The sequence below is a fragment of the Streptomyces sp. NPDC033174 genome (genome assembly GCF_055577795.1).
On record NZ_JBVIPQ010000002.1, the window covers coordinates 277746 to 294788 of the forward strand.

16 protein-coding genes and 2 tRNA genes are annotated in these 17043 nt (G+C 70.3%); 11 read left to right on the plus strand and 7 right to left on the minus strand.

Annotated features, from left to right (window positions below; genetic code table 11):
• The first annotated feature begins 3 nt into the window (after positions 1-3).
• Positions 4-759: an AIM24 family protein gene (locus ACZ5VC_RS07545; protein WP_468707312.1), complete on the plus strand. Its 756-nt coding sequence runs from the start codon at positions 4-6 to the stop codon at positions 757-759.
• Between the two features lie 52 nt (positions 760-811).
• Here the strand turns inward: ACZ5VC_RS07545 and ACZ5VC_RS07550 are convergent, their stop codons facing one another.
• Positions 812-1336: an NUDIX hydrolase gene (locus tag ACZ5VC_RS07550; protein WP_469119176.1), complete on the minus strand. Its 525-nt coding sequence runs from the start codon at positions 1334-1336 to the stop codon at positions 812-814.
• Positions 1333-2736, minus strand: coding sequence for a zinc-dependent metalloprotease (locus tag ACZ5VC_RS07555; protein ID WP_469119177.1), 1404 nt, complete (start codon positions 2734-2736; stop codon positions 1333-1335). Before ACZ5VC_RS07555 ends, ACZ5VC_RS07550 begins: the two co-directional genes overlap by 4 nt.
• A 191-nt stretch (positions 2737-2927) precedes the next feature.
• Here ACZ5VC_RS07555 and ACZ5VC_RS07560 point away from each other — a divergent pair, with 191 nt between their 5' ends.
• The 4 genes from ACZ5VC_RS07560 to ACZ5VC_RS07575 all read left to right on the plus strand — a co-directional run bounded on the left by ACZ5VC_RS07560 (position 2928) and on the right by ACZ5VC_RS07575 (position 6182).
• Positions 2928-4037, plus strand: a complete 1110-nt coding sequence (locus ACZ5VC_RS07560; RefSeq protein WP_469119178.1) for an SDR family oxidoreductase — start codon at positions 2928-2930, stop codon at positions 4035-4037.
• Positions 4038-4116: 79 nt separating this feature from the next.
• Positions 4117-4578, plus strand: coding sequence for a molybdenum cofactor biosynthesis protein MoaE (locus ACZ5VC_RS07565; protein WP_469119179.1), 462 nt, complete (start codon positions 4117-4119; stop codon positions 4576-4578).
• 233 nt (positions 4579-4811) lie between these two features.
• A complete protein-coding gene (locus ACZ5VC_RS07570; protein WP_469119180.1) occupies positions 4812-4982 on the plus strand; it encodes a hypothetical protein in 171 nt (56 codons plus the stop codon).
• A 111-nt stretch (positions 4983-5093) separates the two neighbouring features.
• Positions 5094-6182, plus strand: coding sequence for a YlbL family protein (locus ACZ5VC_RS07575; RefSeq protein WP_469119181.1), 1089 nt, complete (start codon positions 5094-5096; stop codon positions 6180-6182).
• Between the two features lie 58 nt (positions 6183-6240).
• On the opposite strand, the gene ACZ5VC_RS07580 is transcribed toward ACZ5VC_RS07575, so the two are convergent.
• Positions 6241-6798 (minus strand): PPA1309 family protein, encoded by a 558-nt coding sequence (locus ACZ5VC_RS07580; RefSeq protein WP_468707297.1) that lies wholly within the window; start codon positions 6796-6798, stop codon positions 6241-6243.
• A gap of 136 nt (positions 6799-6934) precedes the next feature.
• On the opposite strand from ACZ5VC_RS07580, the gene ACZ5VC_RS07585 reads away from it, so the two are divergent.
• The 4 genes from ACZ5VC_RS07585 to ACZ5VC_RS07600 all read left to right on the plus strand — a co-directional run bounded on the left by ACZ5VC_RS07585 (position 6935) and on the right by ACZ5VC_RS07600 (position 12436).
• Positions 6935-9829, plus strand: a complete 2895-nt coding sequence (locus ACZ5VC_RS07585) for a UPF0182 family membrane protein (protein WP_469119584.1) — start codon at positions 6935-6937, stop codon at positions 9827-9829.
• Positions 9830-9937: 108 nt separating this feature from the next.
• Positions 9938-10011 (plus strand) — tRNA-Met (locus tag ACZ5VC_RS07590).
• Between the two features lie 196 nt (positions 10012-10207).
• A complete protein-coding gene (locus ACZ5VC_RS07595) occupies positions 10208-12295 on the plus strand; it encodes a tetratricopeptide repeat protein (RefSeq protein WP_469119182.1) in 2088 nt (695 codons plus the stop codon).
• A 67-nt stretch (positions 12296-12362) separates the two neighbouring features.
• Positions 12363-12436 (plus strand) — tRNA-Met (locus tag ACZ5VC_RS07600).
• A 141-nt stretch (positions 12437-12577) separates the two neighbouring features.
• Here ACZ5VC_RS07600 and ACZ5VC_RS07605 read toward each other — a convergent pair.
• Entirely contained in the window at positions 12578-12994 is a 417-nt protein-coding gene (locus tag ACZ5VC_RS07605; RefSeq protein WP_469119183.1) for a Fur family transcriptional regulator, read from the minus strand.
• A 125-nt stretch (positions 12995-13119) separates the two neighbouring features.
• On the opposite strand from ACZ5VC_RS07605, the gene ACZ5VC_RS07610 reads away from it, so the two are divergent.
• Positions 13120-14589, plus strand: coding sequence for a catalase (locus ACZ5VC_RS07610; RefSeq protein ID WP_468707284.1), 1470 nt, complete (start codon positions 13120-13122; stop codon positions 14587-14589).
• A 77-nt stretch (positions 14590-14666) separates the two neighbouring features.
• Here ACZ5VC_RS07610 and ACZ5VC_RS07615 read toward each other — a convergent pair whose 3' ends face one another.
• Complete coding sequence (locus ACZ5VC_RS07615) at positions 14667-15068, minus strand: CBS domain-containing protein (protein WP_469119184.1); 402 nt, start codon at positions 15066-15068, stop codon at positions 14667-14669.
• A 127-nt stretch (positions 15069-15195) separates the two neighbouring features.
• Positions 15196-15996, minus strand: coding sequence for a histidinol-phosphatase (gene hisN / locus ACZ5VC_RS07620; RefSeq protein WP_469119185.1), 801 nt, complete (start codon positions 15994-15996; stop codon positions 15196-15198).
• 123 nt (positions 15997-16119) lie between these two features.
• Here hisN and ACZ5VC_RS07625 point away from each other — a divergent pair, with 123 nt between their 5' ends.
• Positions 16120-16716, plus strand: coding sequence for a TetR/AcrR family transcriptional regulator (locus ACZ5VC_RS07625; protein WP_469119186.1), 597 nt, complete (start codon positions 16120-16122; stop codon positions 16714-16716).
• Here ACZ5VC_RS07625 and ACZ5VC_RS07630 read toward each other — a convergent pair.
• Entirely contained in the window at positions 16682-17005 is a 324-nt protein-coding gene (locus ACZ5VC_RS07630; RefSeq protein ID WP_469119585.1) for a DMT family transporter, read from the minus strand. The two genes, ACZ5VC_RS07625 and ACZ5VC_RS07630, sit on opposite strands and share 35 nt — an antisense overlap.
• Between the last annotated feature and the right edge of the window lie 38 nt (positions 17006-17043).

Here is a 17043-nt window from a genome sequence, read left to right on the forward strand (position 1 = left end):
ACCATGCAGAGCCCGCTTTTCAACTACGCCGAGCAGCAGAGCCAGGACCGGTACGTCGTCCAGAACCCGCAGATGCTGCGCGTCTCCCTGACGGGTCAGGACGACATCCTCGCCCGCAAGGGCGCCATGGTCGCCTACCAGGGTCTCGTCGACTTCGACGGCGAGTACCGGACGAACAGCCAGCGCAACGCCCGCGCCAGGACCGGGGAGGGCCTCGATCTGATGCGCTGCTCCGGGCAGGGCACGGTCTACTTCGCCAACCTGGCCCAGTACATCCACGTCGTGGACATCGAGCAGGAGGGCATGACCGTCGACAGCGCCTATGTGCTGGCGCTCGACTCCACCCTGCACACCGAAGTCATCGCCGTGGACAGCCAGTACGGGATCTCCGGTTCCGGCAAGTACCAGCTCAACATTTCCGGCCGGGGCAAGGTCGCCCTGATGACCTCCGGTCAGCCGCTGATGATGCAGGTCACCCCGGACAAGTACGTCAACGCCGACGCCGACGCGATCGTCGCCTGGTCGTCGGGGCTGCGGGTCCAGATGCAGGCCCAGACGCACTCCTCCGGTGTCATGCGCCGACGCGGCAACACCGGTGAGGGCTGGGAGCTGAGCTTCCTCGGACAGGGCTTCGCCCTGGTCCAGCCGAGCGAGGTCATGCCGCCGCAGAACGCCGAGATCGGGCAGGGCCTGCGGGCCCAGTTCGGTGCCGGCCAGCACGGCGCCCATGCGCAGAACCAGAACAACGCCTGGAACTGAGCGTAATGGGTAAGGGGCGGTCATCAGGACGACCGCCCCTTACAGCTGCGTCCTATCGGAGCGTCGCTCGCGCGGCCTCCACCAGCCGTACGACCGACGCGTCGGCCACGGCCGCCACCTCGTCGTAACGGAACCAGCGCAGGTCCAGGGACTCGTCGCTGATCTGCTCCACCGCGTCCGACGGCGCGAGCGCCGCGTACTGCACGTCCAGGTGCCAGTTGCAGGGCGCCGGAATGGGATGCCGGTCGAGCCGCGCAGGGCCGCCCGGGAGCAGGGACAGTCCCTGGATGCCGGACTCCTCGGTGGCCTCGCGCAGCGCGGCCGCCGCGAGGGTCGGGTCCCCCGGTTCGCAGTGGCCGCCCATCTGCAACCACATGCCCAGCTTCTTGTGCAGGGTCAGCAGAACCCGCTCGCGCTCCGGATCGATCACCAGCGCGCTCGCCGTGAGATGGCCGGCCTCACAGGCCTTCCACATCCCGTCCGCGTGCGCCGCCAGGTGATCCAGATAGTCGCGGCGCAGCTCCTCCTGGTCCTCGTACGCCTTCAGTACGAGGACGGCGTCTTCGTGCAGGCTCACTTCTTGTCGTCGCCCTCGTCCCGCTTGCCGCCGTCGTCGCCGTCGCGCTGCGCCGCCTCGCCGAGCATCTTGTCGATCTCGGAGAAGTCGAGCTGCTCGCGGTGCACGAAGCCGTCGGGGTCGTCAAGGTCCGTCGCCGTCGGAAGCATGTCCGGGTGGCCCCAGAGATCGTCACGGCCGTCCACGCCCCGTGCGTCCGTGAGTGACGCCCACAGGCGCGAGGCGTCCCGCAGCCGGCGGGGACGCAGCTGGAGACCGATCAGGGTCGCGAACGTCTGCTCGGCCGGGCCGCCCGTGGCACGCCGCCTGCGCAGGGTCTCGCGCAGCGCGTCCGCCGAGGTCAGCCGGGACTTGGCGGCCTCGTGCACCACCGCGTCCACCCATCCCTCGACCAGGGCGAGTGCCGTCTCGAGACGGGCCAGCGAAGCCTTCTGCTCGGGCGTGTCCTCCGGCTGGAACATGCCTTGCTGAAGCGCCTCCTGCAGCTGCTCCGGGTGGGTCGGGTCGAGCTGGCCGACCGCGTCCTCCAGCTTGGAGGTGTCGACCTTGATCCCGCGCGCGTACGCCTCGACAGCGCCGAACAGATGCGAGCGCAGCCACGGAACGTGTGCGAAGAGCCGCTGGTGGGCGGCCTCGCGCAGGGCCAGGTAGAGCCGCACCTCGTCCTTCGGGACCCCGAGGTCCTTGCCGAAGACCTCGATGTTCAGCGGAAGCAGCGCGGCCTTCCCGGCCGGTCCGAGCGGCAGCCCGACATCGGTGGAGCCGACGACCTCTCCCGCGAGGACACCGACCGCCTGCCCGATCTGCTGGCCGAACATGGCGCCGCCCATCGAGCGCATCATGCCGATCAGCGGGCCCGCCATGGCCTGCATCTCCTCGGGCAGCACATCGCCCATCGCGGCGCCCACACGCTCGGCAACCGGGTCCACCAGCTGCTGCCAGGCCGGCAGCGTCGCCTCGACCCACTCCGCGCGGCTCCAGGCCACGGCCGTGCTCGCACCCGAAGGCAGCGAGGTCGCGCCGTCCAGCCACAGATCGGCGAGACGCACTGCCTCCTGGACCGCGGACTTCTCGGCCGGGCCGACACTGGCGTCCTTGGTGCCGTCGGCGGTGCCCTGCGCGACGGTCTGGCGTGCGATCTGCTTGGCCATGTCCCAGTTCACGGGACCGCCCTCGTAGCTCAGCATCTGGCCGAGCTGCTGGAAGGCCGCACCGAGGTCATTGGGGTTCAGAGAGCCGAACATCGCCGCGAACGGATTGTCCGCGCCGCCCGGAAGGCCGCCGAACCCGAAGGGGTCACCGGAACCCTGGCCACCGCCGGCGGGGTCCTTCTTCTTGCCCTCGTCGCCGTTCTCCGGCTCCTCCGGCGGAAGGCCGAATCCGAATGGGGTGTCACTCACGGGTTTCCTCGGCTCGTAGGGCCGCCGGCTTCCTGCCGACGGCGGCTGCCCGACAACACCACCCAGCGTAGACATGGAGACCGGATAAGGCCTCAGTGCTCCGTCGGCTCTTGGCCTGCGGCAGGATGGACGCCACCTGGTACGCACGCGTCATTCACGTACGTACTGAAGACAACCGCTGGAGACGCCCGGTGAGTTCCCCAGATCCGCAGGTTCGCGCAGCGCGAAACCTCTCAACCAGGTCGCGAGGACGCGGCCCCGTCGTCGCGGTCACCGGCGCCGCCACCGGCGTCGGCGAGCTGCTGACCCGGCGCCTCGCCGCGTCGGAGGAGATCAAGCAGGTCATCGCCATCGACGAGCGGCGGGGGGACATCCCCGAGGCTCAGTGGCACATCCTGGACGTCCGCGACCCGGCCATCGCCGAGAAGCTGCGCGGCGCCGACGTCGTCGTGCACCTGGCCCTCGATCTCGATCTGGAGACCGACGCGGCCGCACGCACCGCGTACAACGTCCGGGGCGCCCAGACCGTCCTGACCGCGGCGGCCGCGGCGGGCGTGCACCGGGTCGTCCTGTGCACCTCGGCCATGGTCTACGGCGCCCTGCCCGACAACGACATCCCTCTGTCCGAGGACGCCGAGCTCAAGGCGACCGCCGAGGCCACCGGCGTCGGCGACCTCCTGGAGATCGAGCGTCTGGGCCGCCGTGCGCCCCGCGCCCATCCCGGTCTCCAGGTGACCGTCGTACGGCCCGCCGTCTTGGTCGGCGGTACCGACACCGCCCTCACCCGCTACTTCGAGTCGCCGCGCCTCCTCGTGGTCGCTGGATCCCGCCCCACCTGGCAGTTCTGCCATGTCGAGGACCTGGTCAGCGCTCTGGAGTACGCCGCGCTGGAGAAGGTCGAGGGGGAGTTCGCCGTCGGCTGCGACGGCTGGCTGGAGCAGGAGGAGGTGGAGGAGCTCAGCGGCATCCGCCGGATGGAGCTGCCCTCGGCCGTCGCCCTCGGCGCCGCCGCCCGGCTGCACCGGATCGGTCTGACCCCGTCCCCGGCCGGTGATCTCGCCTACACGATGCACCCGTGGGTGGTCAGCGTCGGGCGGCTCCACGACGCGGGATGGCGGCCCCGGTGGACCAACGAGGAAGTGCTGGCGGCGCTGCTCGAAGAGGTGGAGGGCCGGCACACGGTCGCCGGGCGCCGTCTCGGCCGCAAGGACGCGACCGCCGCCGGAGCCGCGGGTGCGACCGTCGCGCTCCTCGGCGCGGCCGCCGTGGTGCGGCGGGCCCGCAAGCGCCGGGGCCTGTAGGACCCTCCTACGGAGGGTCCCGACCGCCGGTCGAAAACGCTATTCCGGGATGTCAGTGCCGTGGGGCACCATGGACCGCATGGCACGCACGAACGAGCACCCCGGCGAGCAGGCGGCAGCGGACCCCATCCGGCTGCTGGCGATCCGTGACACCCCGCTCTCCCTCGACGAGGTCTTCCGGGCCGTCGGCGACGAGGCCGCGGGTGGCACCACGCTCTTCGTCGGCACCGTGCGCAACCACGACGGAGGCGCCGATGTCGACGCCCTGGGCTACTCGTGCCACCCCACGGCCGAGGCCGAGATGCGCCGCGTCGCGGAGAAGGTCGTCGCCGACTATCCGGTCCGCGCCCTGGCCGCCGTCCATCGTGTGGGTGATCTGCGGGTCGGCGATCTGGCCGTCGTCGTCGCCGTCTCGTGTCCGCACCGCGGAGAGGCCTTCGAGGCCTGCCGCAAGCTGATCGACGACCTCAAGCACGAGGTGCCGATCTGGAAGCACCAGACGTTCTCCGATGGCACCGAGGAGTGGGTCGGAGCTTGTTGAGCCCCAGGCACTGACCGGGGTCCCCCGCCGAAGGCCGGGGGAGGGCGGGGGACCGCCGAGGCGTCTCCTCCCTGCGACCAGGGGATTCGTCCCCCGAAACACACTCCGGGTGCATCCGCCCCGATTTGCGTAACCGGACCCCGGGCAGCAGCGTTGTAGCAGCGGATCGCTAATCTGCTGATCACTCGTTGCGGTCACTCGGATGGTCGCTCATGTGGGGATGGGAGGACGGGATGGCAGCGCTCGCCTGGTTGTTGATTCCGCTTTTCACTGTCATCGGCGCGGCGATATGGGCCGGCTGGGCCTCGCGGAACCGCACCACCGAAGACATCGCCGAACTCGCCGGCTACGCGCGCTTCCGGGACGCGATGGAGAAGACCCATTCCGGTACCGGACCTGCCTGACGGCGGAGCCACCGTACGCAGTTGCCACGTCTCCGGCCCCTTCCCCGGCCGGCCGCCTCGTACGGACCGCCCCGACAGCGCGCGCGCAGACCCGTCCCGTACTGTCGTTCCATGCCACGCCGCACTGCGACGATGCTCGCCTCCACTCTCGTTCTGATCACCCTGCTCTGTGTGGGCGTCTTCTTTCCAGTGCCGTACTCCGAGATGAGCCCGGGCCCGACGTACAACACCCTCGGCGAAGCCGACGGTGAGCCCGTGCTCCAGATCTCCGGCCACCAGACGTACCCCACCACCGGTCACCTCAATATGACCACCGTGCGGGTCACCGGTGCGGGCTACAGAATGAACCTGGTCGAGGCCGTATACGGCTGGCTGGCCCACGACGGCGTCGTGGTCCCGCACGACACGCTCTACCCGGACGGCAAGACCGAGGAGCAGTCCACTCAGGAGAACGCCGAGGAGTTCAGCCAGTCCCAGGAGAGCGCGAAGGCCGCGGCCCTCGGAGAGCTGGGCGTCCCCGTCTCCACCCGGGTCGTCGTCGCCACCGTCCAGAAGGACAGCCCCTCCGAGGGGATCCTGCACGCGGGCGATGTCATCAAGGCGGTCGACGGCGTGGCGGTGAAGCAGCCCGACGACGTCGCCGCGCAGGTGGTCAAGCGCAAGCCCGGCGAGAAGGTCGTCTTCACGATCGTCACGGCGAAGGAGGCGGCCGCCGCCGAGAAGACCGGCAAGCAGCCCACCGCCACCCGCAAGGTCACCATCACCACGATGAAGTCACCCGAGGCGGACCACGCGATCGTCGGCATCCGGGCGGGGACCGATCATGTCTTCCCCTTCACCATCGACATCAAGCTGGAGGACGTGGGCGGCCCGAGTGCCGGTCTGATGTTCTCGCTCGCCATCGTCGACAAGCTGACGCCCGGAGACCTGACCGGCGGGAAGTTCATCGCCGGCACGGGCACCATCGACGAGAAGGGCCAGGTCGGCCCCATCGGCGGTATCGAGATGAAGCTGGTGGCCGCCCGCAACGCCGGCGCGCGGTACTTCATGACCCCGGCCGACAACTGCGCGTCCGCCGCCTCCGACACCCCCGACGGTCTGACGCTGATCAAGGTCGACACGATCGACGACGCGACGAAGTCGCTGGAGAAGCTCCGCAAGGGCGACACCGCCGCGCTGCCGAGCTGCTCCAAGGGCTGACGCCGCCCCCGGCCGTGCGCGACCGCCCCGGGGCCCTGTGCGCCCCGGGGCGGACAGCTCACGACTCGAACGTGGCGGCCAGCGCCTCGGCCAGGCCCGGGACCAGGTCGGCGCCGGTCAGGACCTCGTTGGGGGAGTCCTTCTCGCGCAGCCGCAGCGCGGACTCGCGGGCACCGTCGCGGAGGACCGCGACCGTCATCCGTACCTCCTGCCGGTCCGGGTGGGCGGAGACCCACTTGGCCAGGCCGGCCTCGTCGAGGCCCTCCGGAACGGACGCCTCCGCGGACGGCGGGAGCATCAGCCGCTCCACCGTCATCGCGCACCCGGCCACCGCGTCGGGCCAGGCGATCGTGCCGAGGAATTCGTCGAGGGCCTGACCGGCGGGCAGCTCGTCCTGCTCGATCGGGGTGAGCGGGGCCGCGGCCTCGTCACCGGACAGCCCGAGCTGGGCGGCCAGACCCGGCTCCTGGGCGCGCAGCTGAGCGGTGTCGACGAGGGCGAAGAGCCGGGCGGGCTGGTCCCAGCCCAGCCCGGAGGCGTACTCGTCGATTTCGAGGACGGCGCGGGTCAGCGGGCTCGCGGCCATGGGCGTACCTGAGGGGGAAACGTTGGACATGGTCAATATCCTGCCTCCTTTCGACCCCGGGGCGGGAACTAGGTAAAGCCTCAGTAAGTTGCATCAGTGGGCTCTACGATCGCGGGGCCCGCTTCATACGACCGCGAACTTCGAGGGGCGCACGTTGGCTTTCCAGATGCCGGACCGCGGCGGAGGCCCGACCGGGCCACGGATCAGAGTCGGCCGGCCGTCCCGGCGGGCCCGCACCTTGCTCATGACACTGGGCGTCCTGGCCGTGCTGGCCATGGTGTTCGTCATGTTCGCCGGGTTCTGGACGGACTGGCTCTGGTACCGCTCGGTCCATTACTCGTCCGTCTTCACGACCACGCTCTGGACCAAGATCGGGCTGTTCGCCGTGTTCGGTCTGCTCATGGCGGCGGCCGTCGGCCTGAACATCTGGCTCGCCCACCGGCTGCGGCCGCCGCTGAGCGCGATGTCGCTGGAGCAGCAGAGCCTCGACCGGTACCGGATGGGCGTGGCGCCGTACAAGAGGTGGGTGCTGCTGGCGGTCACCGCTCTGGTCGGTCTGATCTCCGGCGCCTCCGCCTCCGGACAGTGGCGCACCTGGCTGATGTACGTGAACGGCGTGCGCTTCGGCCAGAAGGACCCGCAGTTCGGCATGGACGTGGCGTTCTACGCGTTCGACCTGCCCTGGTACCGCTTCCTGCTGGGCTTCGGCTTCGCGGCAACGGTCCTCTCGCTGATCGCCGCCGCGCTGACCCACTACCTGTACGGCGGGCTGCGCATCACCAGCCCCGGAGCACGGGCCACCGCCGCGGCCACCGGCCATCTGTCGGTGCTGCTCGGTGTCTTCGTCTCGCTCAAGGCCGTGGCGTACTGGCTCGACCGGTACGGCCTGGCCGTGAAGTCCAGTGACTTCAAGGCCACAGGCAACTGGACGGGTCTGCGGTACGTCGACGCCAACGCCTACCTTCCGGCGAAGACGATCCTGTTCTGCATCGCGGTCATCTGCGCCGTGCTGTTCTTCGCGACGCTCTGGCGCCGCACCTGGCAGCTGCCGGTGATCGGCTTCGGCCTCATGGTGCTCTCGGCGATCCTGATCGGCGGCCTCTACCCGGCGATCGTGCAGAAGTTCCAGGTCCAGCCGAACGAGCAGGCCAAGGAAGCCCCGTACATCAAGAAGAACATCGACGCGACGCGCAAGGCGTACGCCATCGATGGCACCAAGCCCGAGAACTACTCCGGCAAGTCCACGGTCAAGGCCAAGGACAAGCTGCGCAACGACGCGGACTCGGCGGCCGCCTACCGGCTGCTGGACCCGAGCATCGTCTCGCCGACCTTCCAGCAGCTGGAACAGAAGCGGAAGTACTACCAGTTCCCCACGACCCTCGACATCGACCGCTACACGGGCAAGGACACGGTCGTCGGCCTGCGTGAGCTCAACATCAAGGGCATCCCGAAGCGGAACTGGATCAACGACCACTTCACGTACACCCACGGCTATGGCGCGATCATGGCCACGGGTACGACGACCGACGCCAACGGCTCCCCGGTCTTCACCGTGTCGGGTCTGCCGACCACCGGTCAGCCCCAGGCGTACCAGCAGCGGATCTACTACGGCGAGAAGACCGATCAGTACTCGATCGTCGGCGGGCCCCAGAAGGAGCTCGACTACGAGGAGAACGGCGAGAAGACCACCAGCTACCAGGGCAAGAGCGGGGTCAATCTCTCCAACGCGTTCAACCGGGCCGCGTACGCCGTGGCCTTCAGCGAGCCGCAGATCCTCTACTCGGGAGCCATCGGCGAGGGCTCGCGGATCCTCTACAACCGCACGCCCAAGGAGCGGGTGGAGGCCGTCGCGCCCTGGCTGACCATCGACGGCGACGCCTACCCGGCGGTCGTGGACGGCCGGATCCAGTGGATCGTCGACGCCTACACGACGACGAACGGCTACCCGTACGCGTCCCGTACGACCCTCGGGGACACCACCGCGGACTCGCTGACCGTCGGCAACCAGCAGCGCGCGGTCGTGGCCCAGCAGAACCAGGTCAACTACATCCGCAACTCGGTGAAGGCCACCGTCGACGCCTACGACGGCACGGTGAAGCTGTACCAGTGGGACACCGCCGACCCGGTCCTCAAGACCTGGATGAAGGCGTTCCCGGACACGGTCGAGCCGCGCGCGGACATCAAGCCGAGCCTGATGCAGCACCTGCGTTACCCGCAGGACATGTTCAAGGTCCAGCGCGAGCTGCTGACCCGCTACCACGTCCAGGACCCCGCGCAGTTCTACAGCGGCAGTGACGCCTGGCAGGTGCCGGACGACCCGACCACCAAGGAGGGAAGCGCCGTCCCGCCGTACTACCTGAGCATGAAGATGCCCGGGGACAGCGGCCAGCGCTTCTCGCTGACGACCACGTTCACGCCGAACGGCCGCCCCAACCTGGGTGGCTTCATGGCGGTCGACGCGGACGCCGGCAGCAAGGAGTACGGCCGGATAAGGCTTCTGAGAGTGACCCAGGACGTCCCGGGTCCGGCGCAGGTGCAGAGCAAGCTCAACGGCCTGCCGTCCGTCGCCCAGTTCGTCCGGGACATGAAGGGCGCCGACTCCGACATCCAGTACGGCAATCTGCTCACCGTGCCCCTGGACGGCGGGTTCTTGTACGTCGAGCCGGTGTACGCACAGGGCCGCAACGCGCTCTACCCGCTGTTGAAGAAGGTGGCCGTGTCCTATGTGGACGCGGATCAGCCGGACGGTGACACGACCAAGGACACCACCGTGTTCGAGGACAACCTCGGCAAGGCGCTGAACGCGGTCTTCGGGGTGGAGGGGCAGACGCCCACGACGCCCCCGCCGCCGGGTGAGACCACCAAGCCGCCGGCCACCGCCGACGCGGCGCTGACCCAGGCGATCGCGGACGCGCAGAAGGCGTACGCGGACGCGGACGCGGCGCGGCAGAAGGGCGACTGGACGGCCTACGGCAAGGCGCAGGACGCGCTGCGGGACGCCATCCAGCGGGCCGCGGACGCCAGCGCCAAGCTGAAGGCGGCGCAGAAGCCGACGGGCTAGTACCCGGCAGGCCCGGGACCGTGTGACCGGGAGCCAGTGACCGGGGGACCGTGAGAAGTCCCCCGGTCGGGCTCCCTCTCGCACCGTGGTACGGTTGGGACACAACGACGCGGGGTGGAGCAGCTCGGTAGCTCGCTGGGCTCATAACCCAGAGGTCGCAGGTTCAAATCCTGTCCCCGCTACTGAAGAGAAGGGCCCGGATCCATCAGGATCCGGGCCCTTCTCATGTGTGCGTGCGGGCGCGAACACCCGTGCTGGGGAGCCGAGTTGGGGCCGGACGTGTTTGACTTATCTCTCTGTGGGCATGTCGACAAAACGCTGAAGTGACCTCACTGGCTGCGGTATACCAGGTGTACGCGGGTTGCAGGTGGTGCGACGATGGAATTTATGGGGGACAGGGCAACTCTGTTGGAGACAGGGCGGTTTGTGCAACGGCATACCGAGAACGCCGCAGATGCGGCAGGGGCGGCAGCCGATCAGAGCGTCGAGACCGTCGAAAGTGTGGAGAACGTCGAGACCGTCGACGTGGGGGACACCGCCGAGACCGAGGCGGGGCACCGGCGGGCCGCCGAAAGTGGCGACCCGGCGGCCATGAGCATGCTGGGGGCGCTGCTGCTGCGCCGGGGCGACCTCGACGGCGCCGAGCCGTACCTGCGGGGGGCCACCGCCGAAGGGGACCGGGCCGCGGCCAACAACCTGGGGGTCCTGCTGCACCAGCGCGGGTACGCCGACGAGGCGGCCGGATGGTGGCGCATCGCCGCCGTCGCGGGCTCCGCCGCCGCCGCGCACGCGCTGGGGCGCCACTACCGCGAGCGCGGCGACGAACCCGCCGCCGAGTACTGGCTGCGCCAGTCCGCCGAGCAGGGCCACGCGCTGGGCGCCTACGCCCTGGCGGACCTGCTGGAGCACCGCAGCGACGTCGGCGCCGAGCGCTGGCTGCGCGCCGCCGCCGAGCAGGGCCACCGCGAGGCCGCCTACCGCCTTGCCCGCACCCTCCAGCGCCGCGCCGAGGGGTCCTCGGCGGGCGGGGAGGGCGCCGAGCGCGACTATTCCACCGGCACCCGGCTCACCACCGACCTCATGCACGCCACCGGTACCCGCCACAACACCGAGGCGTACTCGACGGGCACCCGGCTCGCCACCGACCCCGCGCACACCACCGACCCCGCGCACACCACCGACCCCGCGCACACCACGGGCACCCGCCACAGCACCGAGGCGGCGTACTCCACCGGCACCCGCCTCCGTGCCGGTGACGCCGCCCAGGAGGCCGAGCAGTGGTACCGCCAGGCCGCCGCGCGAGGGCACCGGCGTGCCGCGCTGCACCTCGGCGCCATCCTGGAGAAGCGCGGAGAGCTGAAGGAGGCCGGGCGCTGGTACCTGAACGCGGCCAAGGACGGTGAGCCGCGTGCCGCCTGCGCGCTCGGGTTCCTGCTGCGGGACGCCGGCGACGAGGAGAGCGCCGCGGTCTGGTGGCTGCGCGCCGCCCAGGAGGGCGATGGCAACGCTGCCAACGCCCTCGGCGCGCTGCACGCCGCCCGGGGAGAGCAGCAGAGCGCCGAGCGCTGGTACCGCGCCGCCATGGACGCGGGCGACGTGAACGGCGCGTACAACCTCGGGCTGCTCTGCGCCGCCCAGGACCGCACCGCCCAGGCCGAGCAGTGGTACCGCCGCGCCGCCTACGCCGGGCACCGGGAGGCCGCCAACGCGCTCGCCGTCCTGCTCCTGCAGGCCGGGGACGCGAACGGCGCCGAGCCGTGGTTCTCCAAGGCCGCGGAGGCCGGCAGCGTCGACGCGGCCTTCAATCTGGGCATCCTCTACGCGGGTCGCGACGACGACCTCACGGCCCTCGGGTGGTATGAGCGCGCCGCCGCCGCCGGGCACACCGAGGCCGCGCTCCAGGTGGGCATCGCGTGCCTGCGGGACGGGGACGAGCAGGCCGCCGAGCGCCATCTGCGGTGCGCGGCGGGCGGCGGGAGCGCCGAGGCCGCGTTCCGGCTGGCGACCGTCCTGGACGCCCGCCGGCCGGAGCCGGGGCCGCCGGCCCTCGGCGCGCCGTGCGCGGAGAAGACCGAGTGCGAGGAGTGGTACGAGCGCGCCGCCGAACAGGGCCACCGCAGGGCCCAGGTCCGGGTCGGGATGCTCGCCGCCGCGCGCGGGGACACCGCAGACGCCGCCCGCTGGTACCGCGAGGCCGCCGACGCGGGCAGCCGCAACGGCGCCTTCAACCTCGGGCTGCTCCTGGCCCGCGAGGGCAACGAGCGCGAGGCCGCGCTGTGGTGGACCCGGGCGGCTCGCGCCGGGCACGGCCGTGCCGCACTGCGCCTCGGCCTGCTGGCGGCCCGGCGCGGCGAGCTGACCGAGGGCCGGCGCTGGTGCACGCGCGCCGTGGAGCTGGGCCCCGCCGAGGTCGCCGAGCGCGCCGCCCGGCTGAGCGAGGCGCTCCACCAGGAGCTCACGGCGTAACGGACGTGAGGCCCCGTCCCAGGGATTTGCGCTGGTCCGGGGGCTCACGTAAGGTTGGGTTCACCGACGCGGGGTGGAGCAGCTCGGTAGCTCGCTGGGCTCATAACCCAGAGGTCGCAGGTTCAAATCCTGTCCCCGCTACTCACAGCCGAAGGCCCGGATCCTCTGGATCCGGGCCTTCGGTGTCTTGTCGTACGTGGGCGCCGTCGCCGCGCACATGCGAAAGGCCCCCACCGTTCGAAGCGGTGGGGGCCTTTCGTCGTCGAGACGCGGGCGCCGGTGTCAGGCCGAGGCGCAGTTCGGGCAGACGCCCCGGTACGTGACCTCGACCGCCGAGATCGTGAAGCCGAAGCGCTCCGCGTCCGGCAGGTCGGTCAGGGGGTCGCCCGACGGGTGCACATCGCGGATCGCGCCGCACTGGGCGCACACCAGGTGCTGGTGGGGCCGGTGTGCGTTCGGGTCGTAGCGCTTGGCGCGGCGGTCCGTGGAGACCTCCAGGACCTCGCCGAGGGTGACCAGCTCGCCCAGCGTGTTGTAGACCGTCGCCCTGGAGATCTCGGGCAGCCTCTTCACGGCTCGGGCGTGGACCTCGTCGGCGGTCAGATGCACATGCTCTCCGTCAAGGACCTCGGCCACGACGCGGCGCTGCGCGGTCATGCGCCAGCCGCGTCCGCGCAGTCGTTCCAACAGGTCACTCATGGGACCAGCCTAACAGCCAGGGGACCGAATCCCGAACGGGTGTGACTTTGGAAGTTCACTTGACTTAGACAATGTCTATCGTAGGATCGACTCCGGCACCAGCCAGGGACAGGACTCGGCAGTAAATGACGCAGGAGGCGCACGTGACGCAGGGACCGCTCACTACGGAGGCCGGCGCGCCGGTAGCCGACAACCAGAACAGTGAGACCGCGGGCGTCGGCGGTCCGGTTCTGGTTCAGGACCAGCTGCTGCTCGAGAAGCTCGCGCACTTCAACCGTGAGCGCATCCCGGAGCGCGTCGTGCACGCCCGCGGCGCCGGTGCCTACGGCACCTTCACGCTGACCCGCGACGTCTCGCAGTGGACCCGCGCGAAGTTCCTCTCCGAGGTCGGCAAGCAGACCGAGACGTTCCTGCGCTTCTCCACCGTGGCGGGTAACCTCGGTGCGGCCGACGCGGTCCGTGACCCGCGTGGCTGGGCGCTGAAGTTCTACACCGAAGAGGGCAACTACGACCTCGTCGGCAACAACACCCCGGTGTTCTTCATCAAGGACGCCATCAAGTTCCCGGACTTCATCCACACCCAGAAGCGCGACCCGTACACCGGCTCGCAGGAGGCGGACAACGTCTGGGACTTCTGGGGCCTCTCGCCCGAGTCGACCCACCAGGTGACCTGGCTGTTCGGCGACCGCGGCATCCCGGCCTCGTACCGCCACATGAACGGCTACGGCTCCCACACGTACCAGTGGAACAACGAGGCCGGCGAGGTCTTCTGGGTCAAGTACCACTTCAAGACCGACCAGGGCATCAAGAACCTGACCACCGACGAGGCCAACCGCCTCTCCGGTGTGGACCCGGACAGCCACCAGCGCGACCTGCGCGAGGCCATCGAGCGCGGTGACTTCCCGTCCTGGACCGTGCAGGTGCAGATCATGCCGGCGGACGAGGCGGCCAACTACCGCTTCAACCCGTTCGACCTCACCAAGGTGTGGCCGCACGAGGACTACCCGCCGATCGAGATCGGCAAGCTGGAGCTGAACCGCAACCCGGAGAACATCTTCGCCGAGGTCGAGCAGTCGATCTTCAGCCCCGCGCACTTCGTGCCGGGCATCGGCCCCTCGCCGGACAAGATGCTCCAGGGCCGTCTCTTCGCGTACGGCGACGCCCACCGCTACCGCGTCGGCATCAACGCCGACCACCTGCCGGTGAACCGCCCGCACGCCACCGAGGCGCGCACCAACTCCCGTGACGGCTTCCTGTACGACGGCCGCCACAAGGGCACGAAGAACTACGAGCCCAACAGCTTCGGTGGCCCGCACCAGACGGACCGCCCGCTGTGGCAGCCCGTCCCGCTGGTCGGGGGCACGGGCAACCACGCCGCCCCCGTCCACTCCGAGGACAACGACTTCGTCCAGGCGGGCAACCTCTACCGTCTGATGTCCGAGGACGAGAAGGTCCGCCTGATCGACAACCTGGCGGGCTTCATCGCCAAGGTCTCGCGCGACGACATCGCCGAGCGCGCGATCAACAACTTCCGTCAGGCGGACGGAGACTTCGGCAAGCGGCTCGACGCCGCGGTCCAGGCCCTGCGCGGCTGACGGACGCTTGTCGTAGGAAGAGGGCCGGATCCCCGCACGCGGGGATCCGGCCCTCTCGCATGGGCGGGGACGGCCGGCTAGCGGGCCAGAGTGGCCGCGTGCCGTCGCGCCGGAGACCAGCAGCGGATGATGTCGCGTACGGAGACGATCCCGACGGGGCCGTCCCCGTCGAGCACGATCAGATGACGGAAGCCGCCGTGCGTCATGGCCTCCGCGGCCTCCTCGAGGGTCCAGCCGGGTGCGGCGAAGACGACGTCGGTGGTGGTGTGGGTGCCGGCGGTCTCGTGGTCCGGGTTCTGGCCCGCGCCGACGGACGTGAGGATGTCGCGCTCGGTCAGAATGCCGAGCCCGCTGGTGTCGGTGTCGAGGACGACCGCCGCGCCGACGCGGCGGGCCGCCATCAGCCCGGCGGCCTGCCGGAGGGTGTGGGCGGGTCCGATGGTCAGCACCACGGTGCTCATGGCGTCACGGACGAGCATGAAAGGAGCCACCTCCTTCGTGAATTCCTCCTGTGAGAAAGAATTCACAAGTTCACAAGTGAGGGAATCCTTAGAGTCGCAGCGTTACGGAGCATGAACAAGGGGGCGCGCGCGGTCCGCTGTGCTTCTAGTACTGCTGGTTCAGATAGCCGAGCAGTTCCTCGTGCAGCACGCCGTTGGACGCCGCGGCGTTGCCGCTGTGAGGTCCGGAGCGCCCGTCGAGGCCGGTGAAGGTGCCGCCCGCCTCCTGGACCACGATCGCCGTCGCGGCCATGTCCCACAGGGACAGCTCCGGCTCCGCGCAGATGTCCACCGACCCCTCGGCGACCATCATGTACGGCCAGAAGTCGCCGTACGCGCGGGTCCGCCAGCACGCGCGCGTGAGGTCCAGGAACCCGTCGAGACGGCCCCGCTCCTCCCACCCGCTCAGCGAGGAGTACGCGAACGAGGCGTCCGACAGCTCGCCGACCTTGGAGACATGGATCCGCGAGGCCGAGGTCAGACTGCGTCCGGTGAACGCGCCCGCGCCCTTCGCCGCCCACCAGCGGCGGCCGAGGGCCGGCGCCGAGACCACGCCCACGACCGGCTGGAAGCCGTCGGGGCCCGCCTCCATCAGCGCGATGAGCGTCGCCCAGACGGGCACTCCGCGGACGTAGTTCTTCGTGCCGTCGATGGGGTCGATCACCCAGCGGCGGGGGCCGGTGCCCTCGACGCCGTACTCCTCGCCGAGGATCGCGTCACGTGGCCGCGCCCGCTGGAGATGACCACGGATCAGCTCCTCGGCGGCCTTGTCGGCCTCGCTCACCGGGGTCATGTCCGGCTTGGTCTCGACCTTCAGGTCGAGCGCCTTGAACCGGTCCATCGTGGTGGCGTCGGCGGCGTCCGCGAGGACATGGGCCAGCCGGAGATCATCGTGGTAATCGGCCATGAGGGCACCCTATCCCGGGCGGGAGCAGGGGTCCGCTGGGGCTATTGACAGTGCGTGTTCGCCCGTCAACTCTGTGCGAAGCAACTCCGTGCGGCGCGGAACCGCACGGCCTGGGAGGCGACGATGCCGACGGCGCGAGAGACGCTGCTGAACGCCGCACACGCGGCACTCGCGGGTCTGCCCTGGTCGGCGGTCCGCATGGTCGATGTCGCGGCCAGGGCGGGCGTCTCCAGGCAGACCCTCTACAACGAGTTCGGCAGCAAGGAGGGCCTGGCCCGGGCACTGCTGCGGCGTGAGGCGGACGCCTATCTGCACGGAGTCGAGCGGGTGCTCGCCGAGCCGAGCGACCCGGCCGACCGGCTGGCCTCCGTCGCCGAGTGGATCGTCGGCCAGGCCCGCGCGCGGCCCCTCCTGCGGGCGCTCCTCACCGGCTGCTGGGACGAACGGCTGCCCGCGCCCCGGCCGGCCCGGCCGGCCGCGCTCGCCTCCTCCGTACCGGCGCAGCGGCGCGCCGACGCCGGGACACCGGCCCCCGGAGAGCTCGCCGACGCGGTGCGGGACCGCTCCCTGGCCGCCCTTGACGACGCGGCCGAGGCGCTCCGCTGCGAACTGGCCGTCCGGCTCGCCCTCTCGTACGTCGTGGCGCCGGGGCGGGAGGCCGTGGGGCAGCTGGTGCGTACGGCGGTCAGTGGGAGGAGCCCGACAGCTGGAGACCGATGACACCGGCGATCACCAGCGTGATCGACACGATCTTCAGCGCGGAGACCAGGTCGTCGAGGAAGATCATTCCGTAGATCGCGGTACCGGCCGCCCCGATGCCCGTCCACACCGCGTACGCCGGGCCGACGTCGAGCTTGCGCAGGGCGAGCGTGAGCAGTCCGAAGCTGCCGAGAGCGAAACAGGCGAACGCGATGGTGGGCCAGAGCCGGGTGAAACCGTGCGAGAGCTTGAGGCAGACCGCGAACCCCGTCTCCAGGATCCCGGCGACCACCACCAGCAGCCACGCCATCGTCGGTGCCTCCCACGCTTCGGTGACCGCTTCGTCGC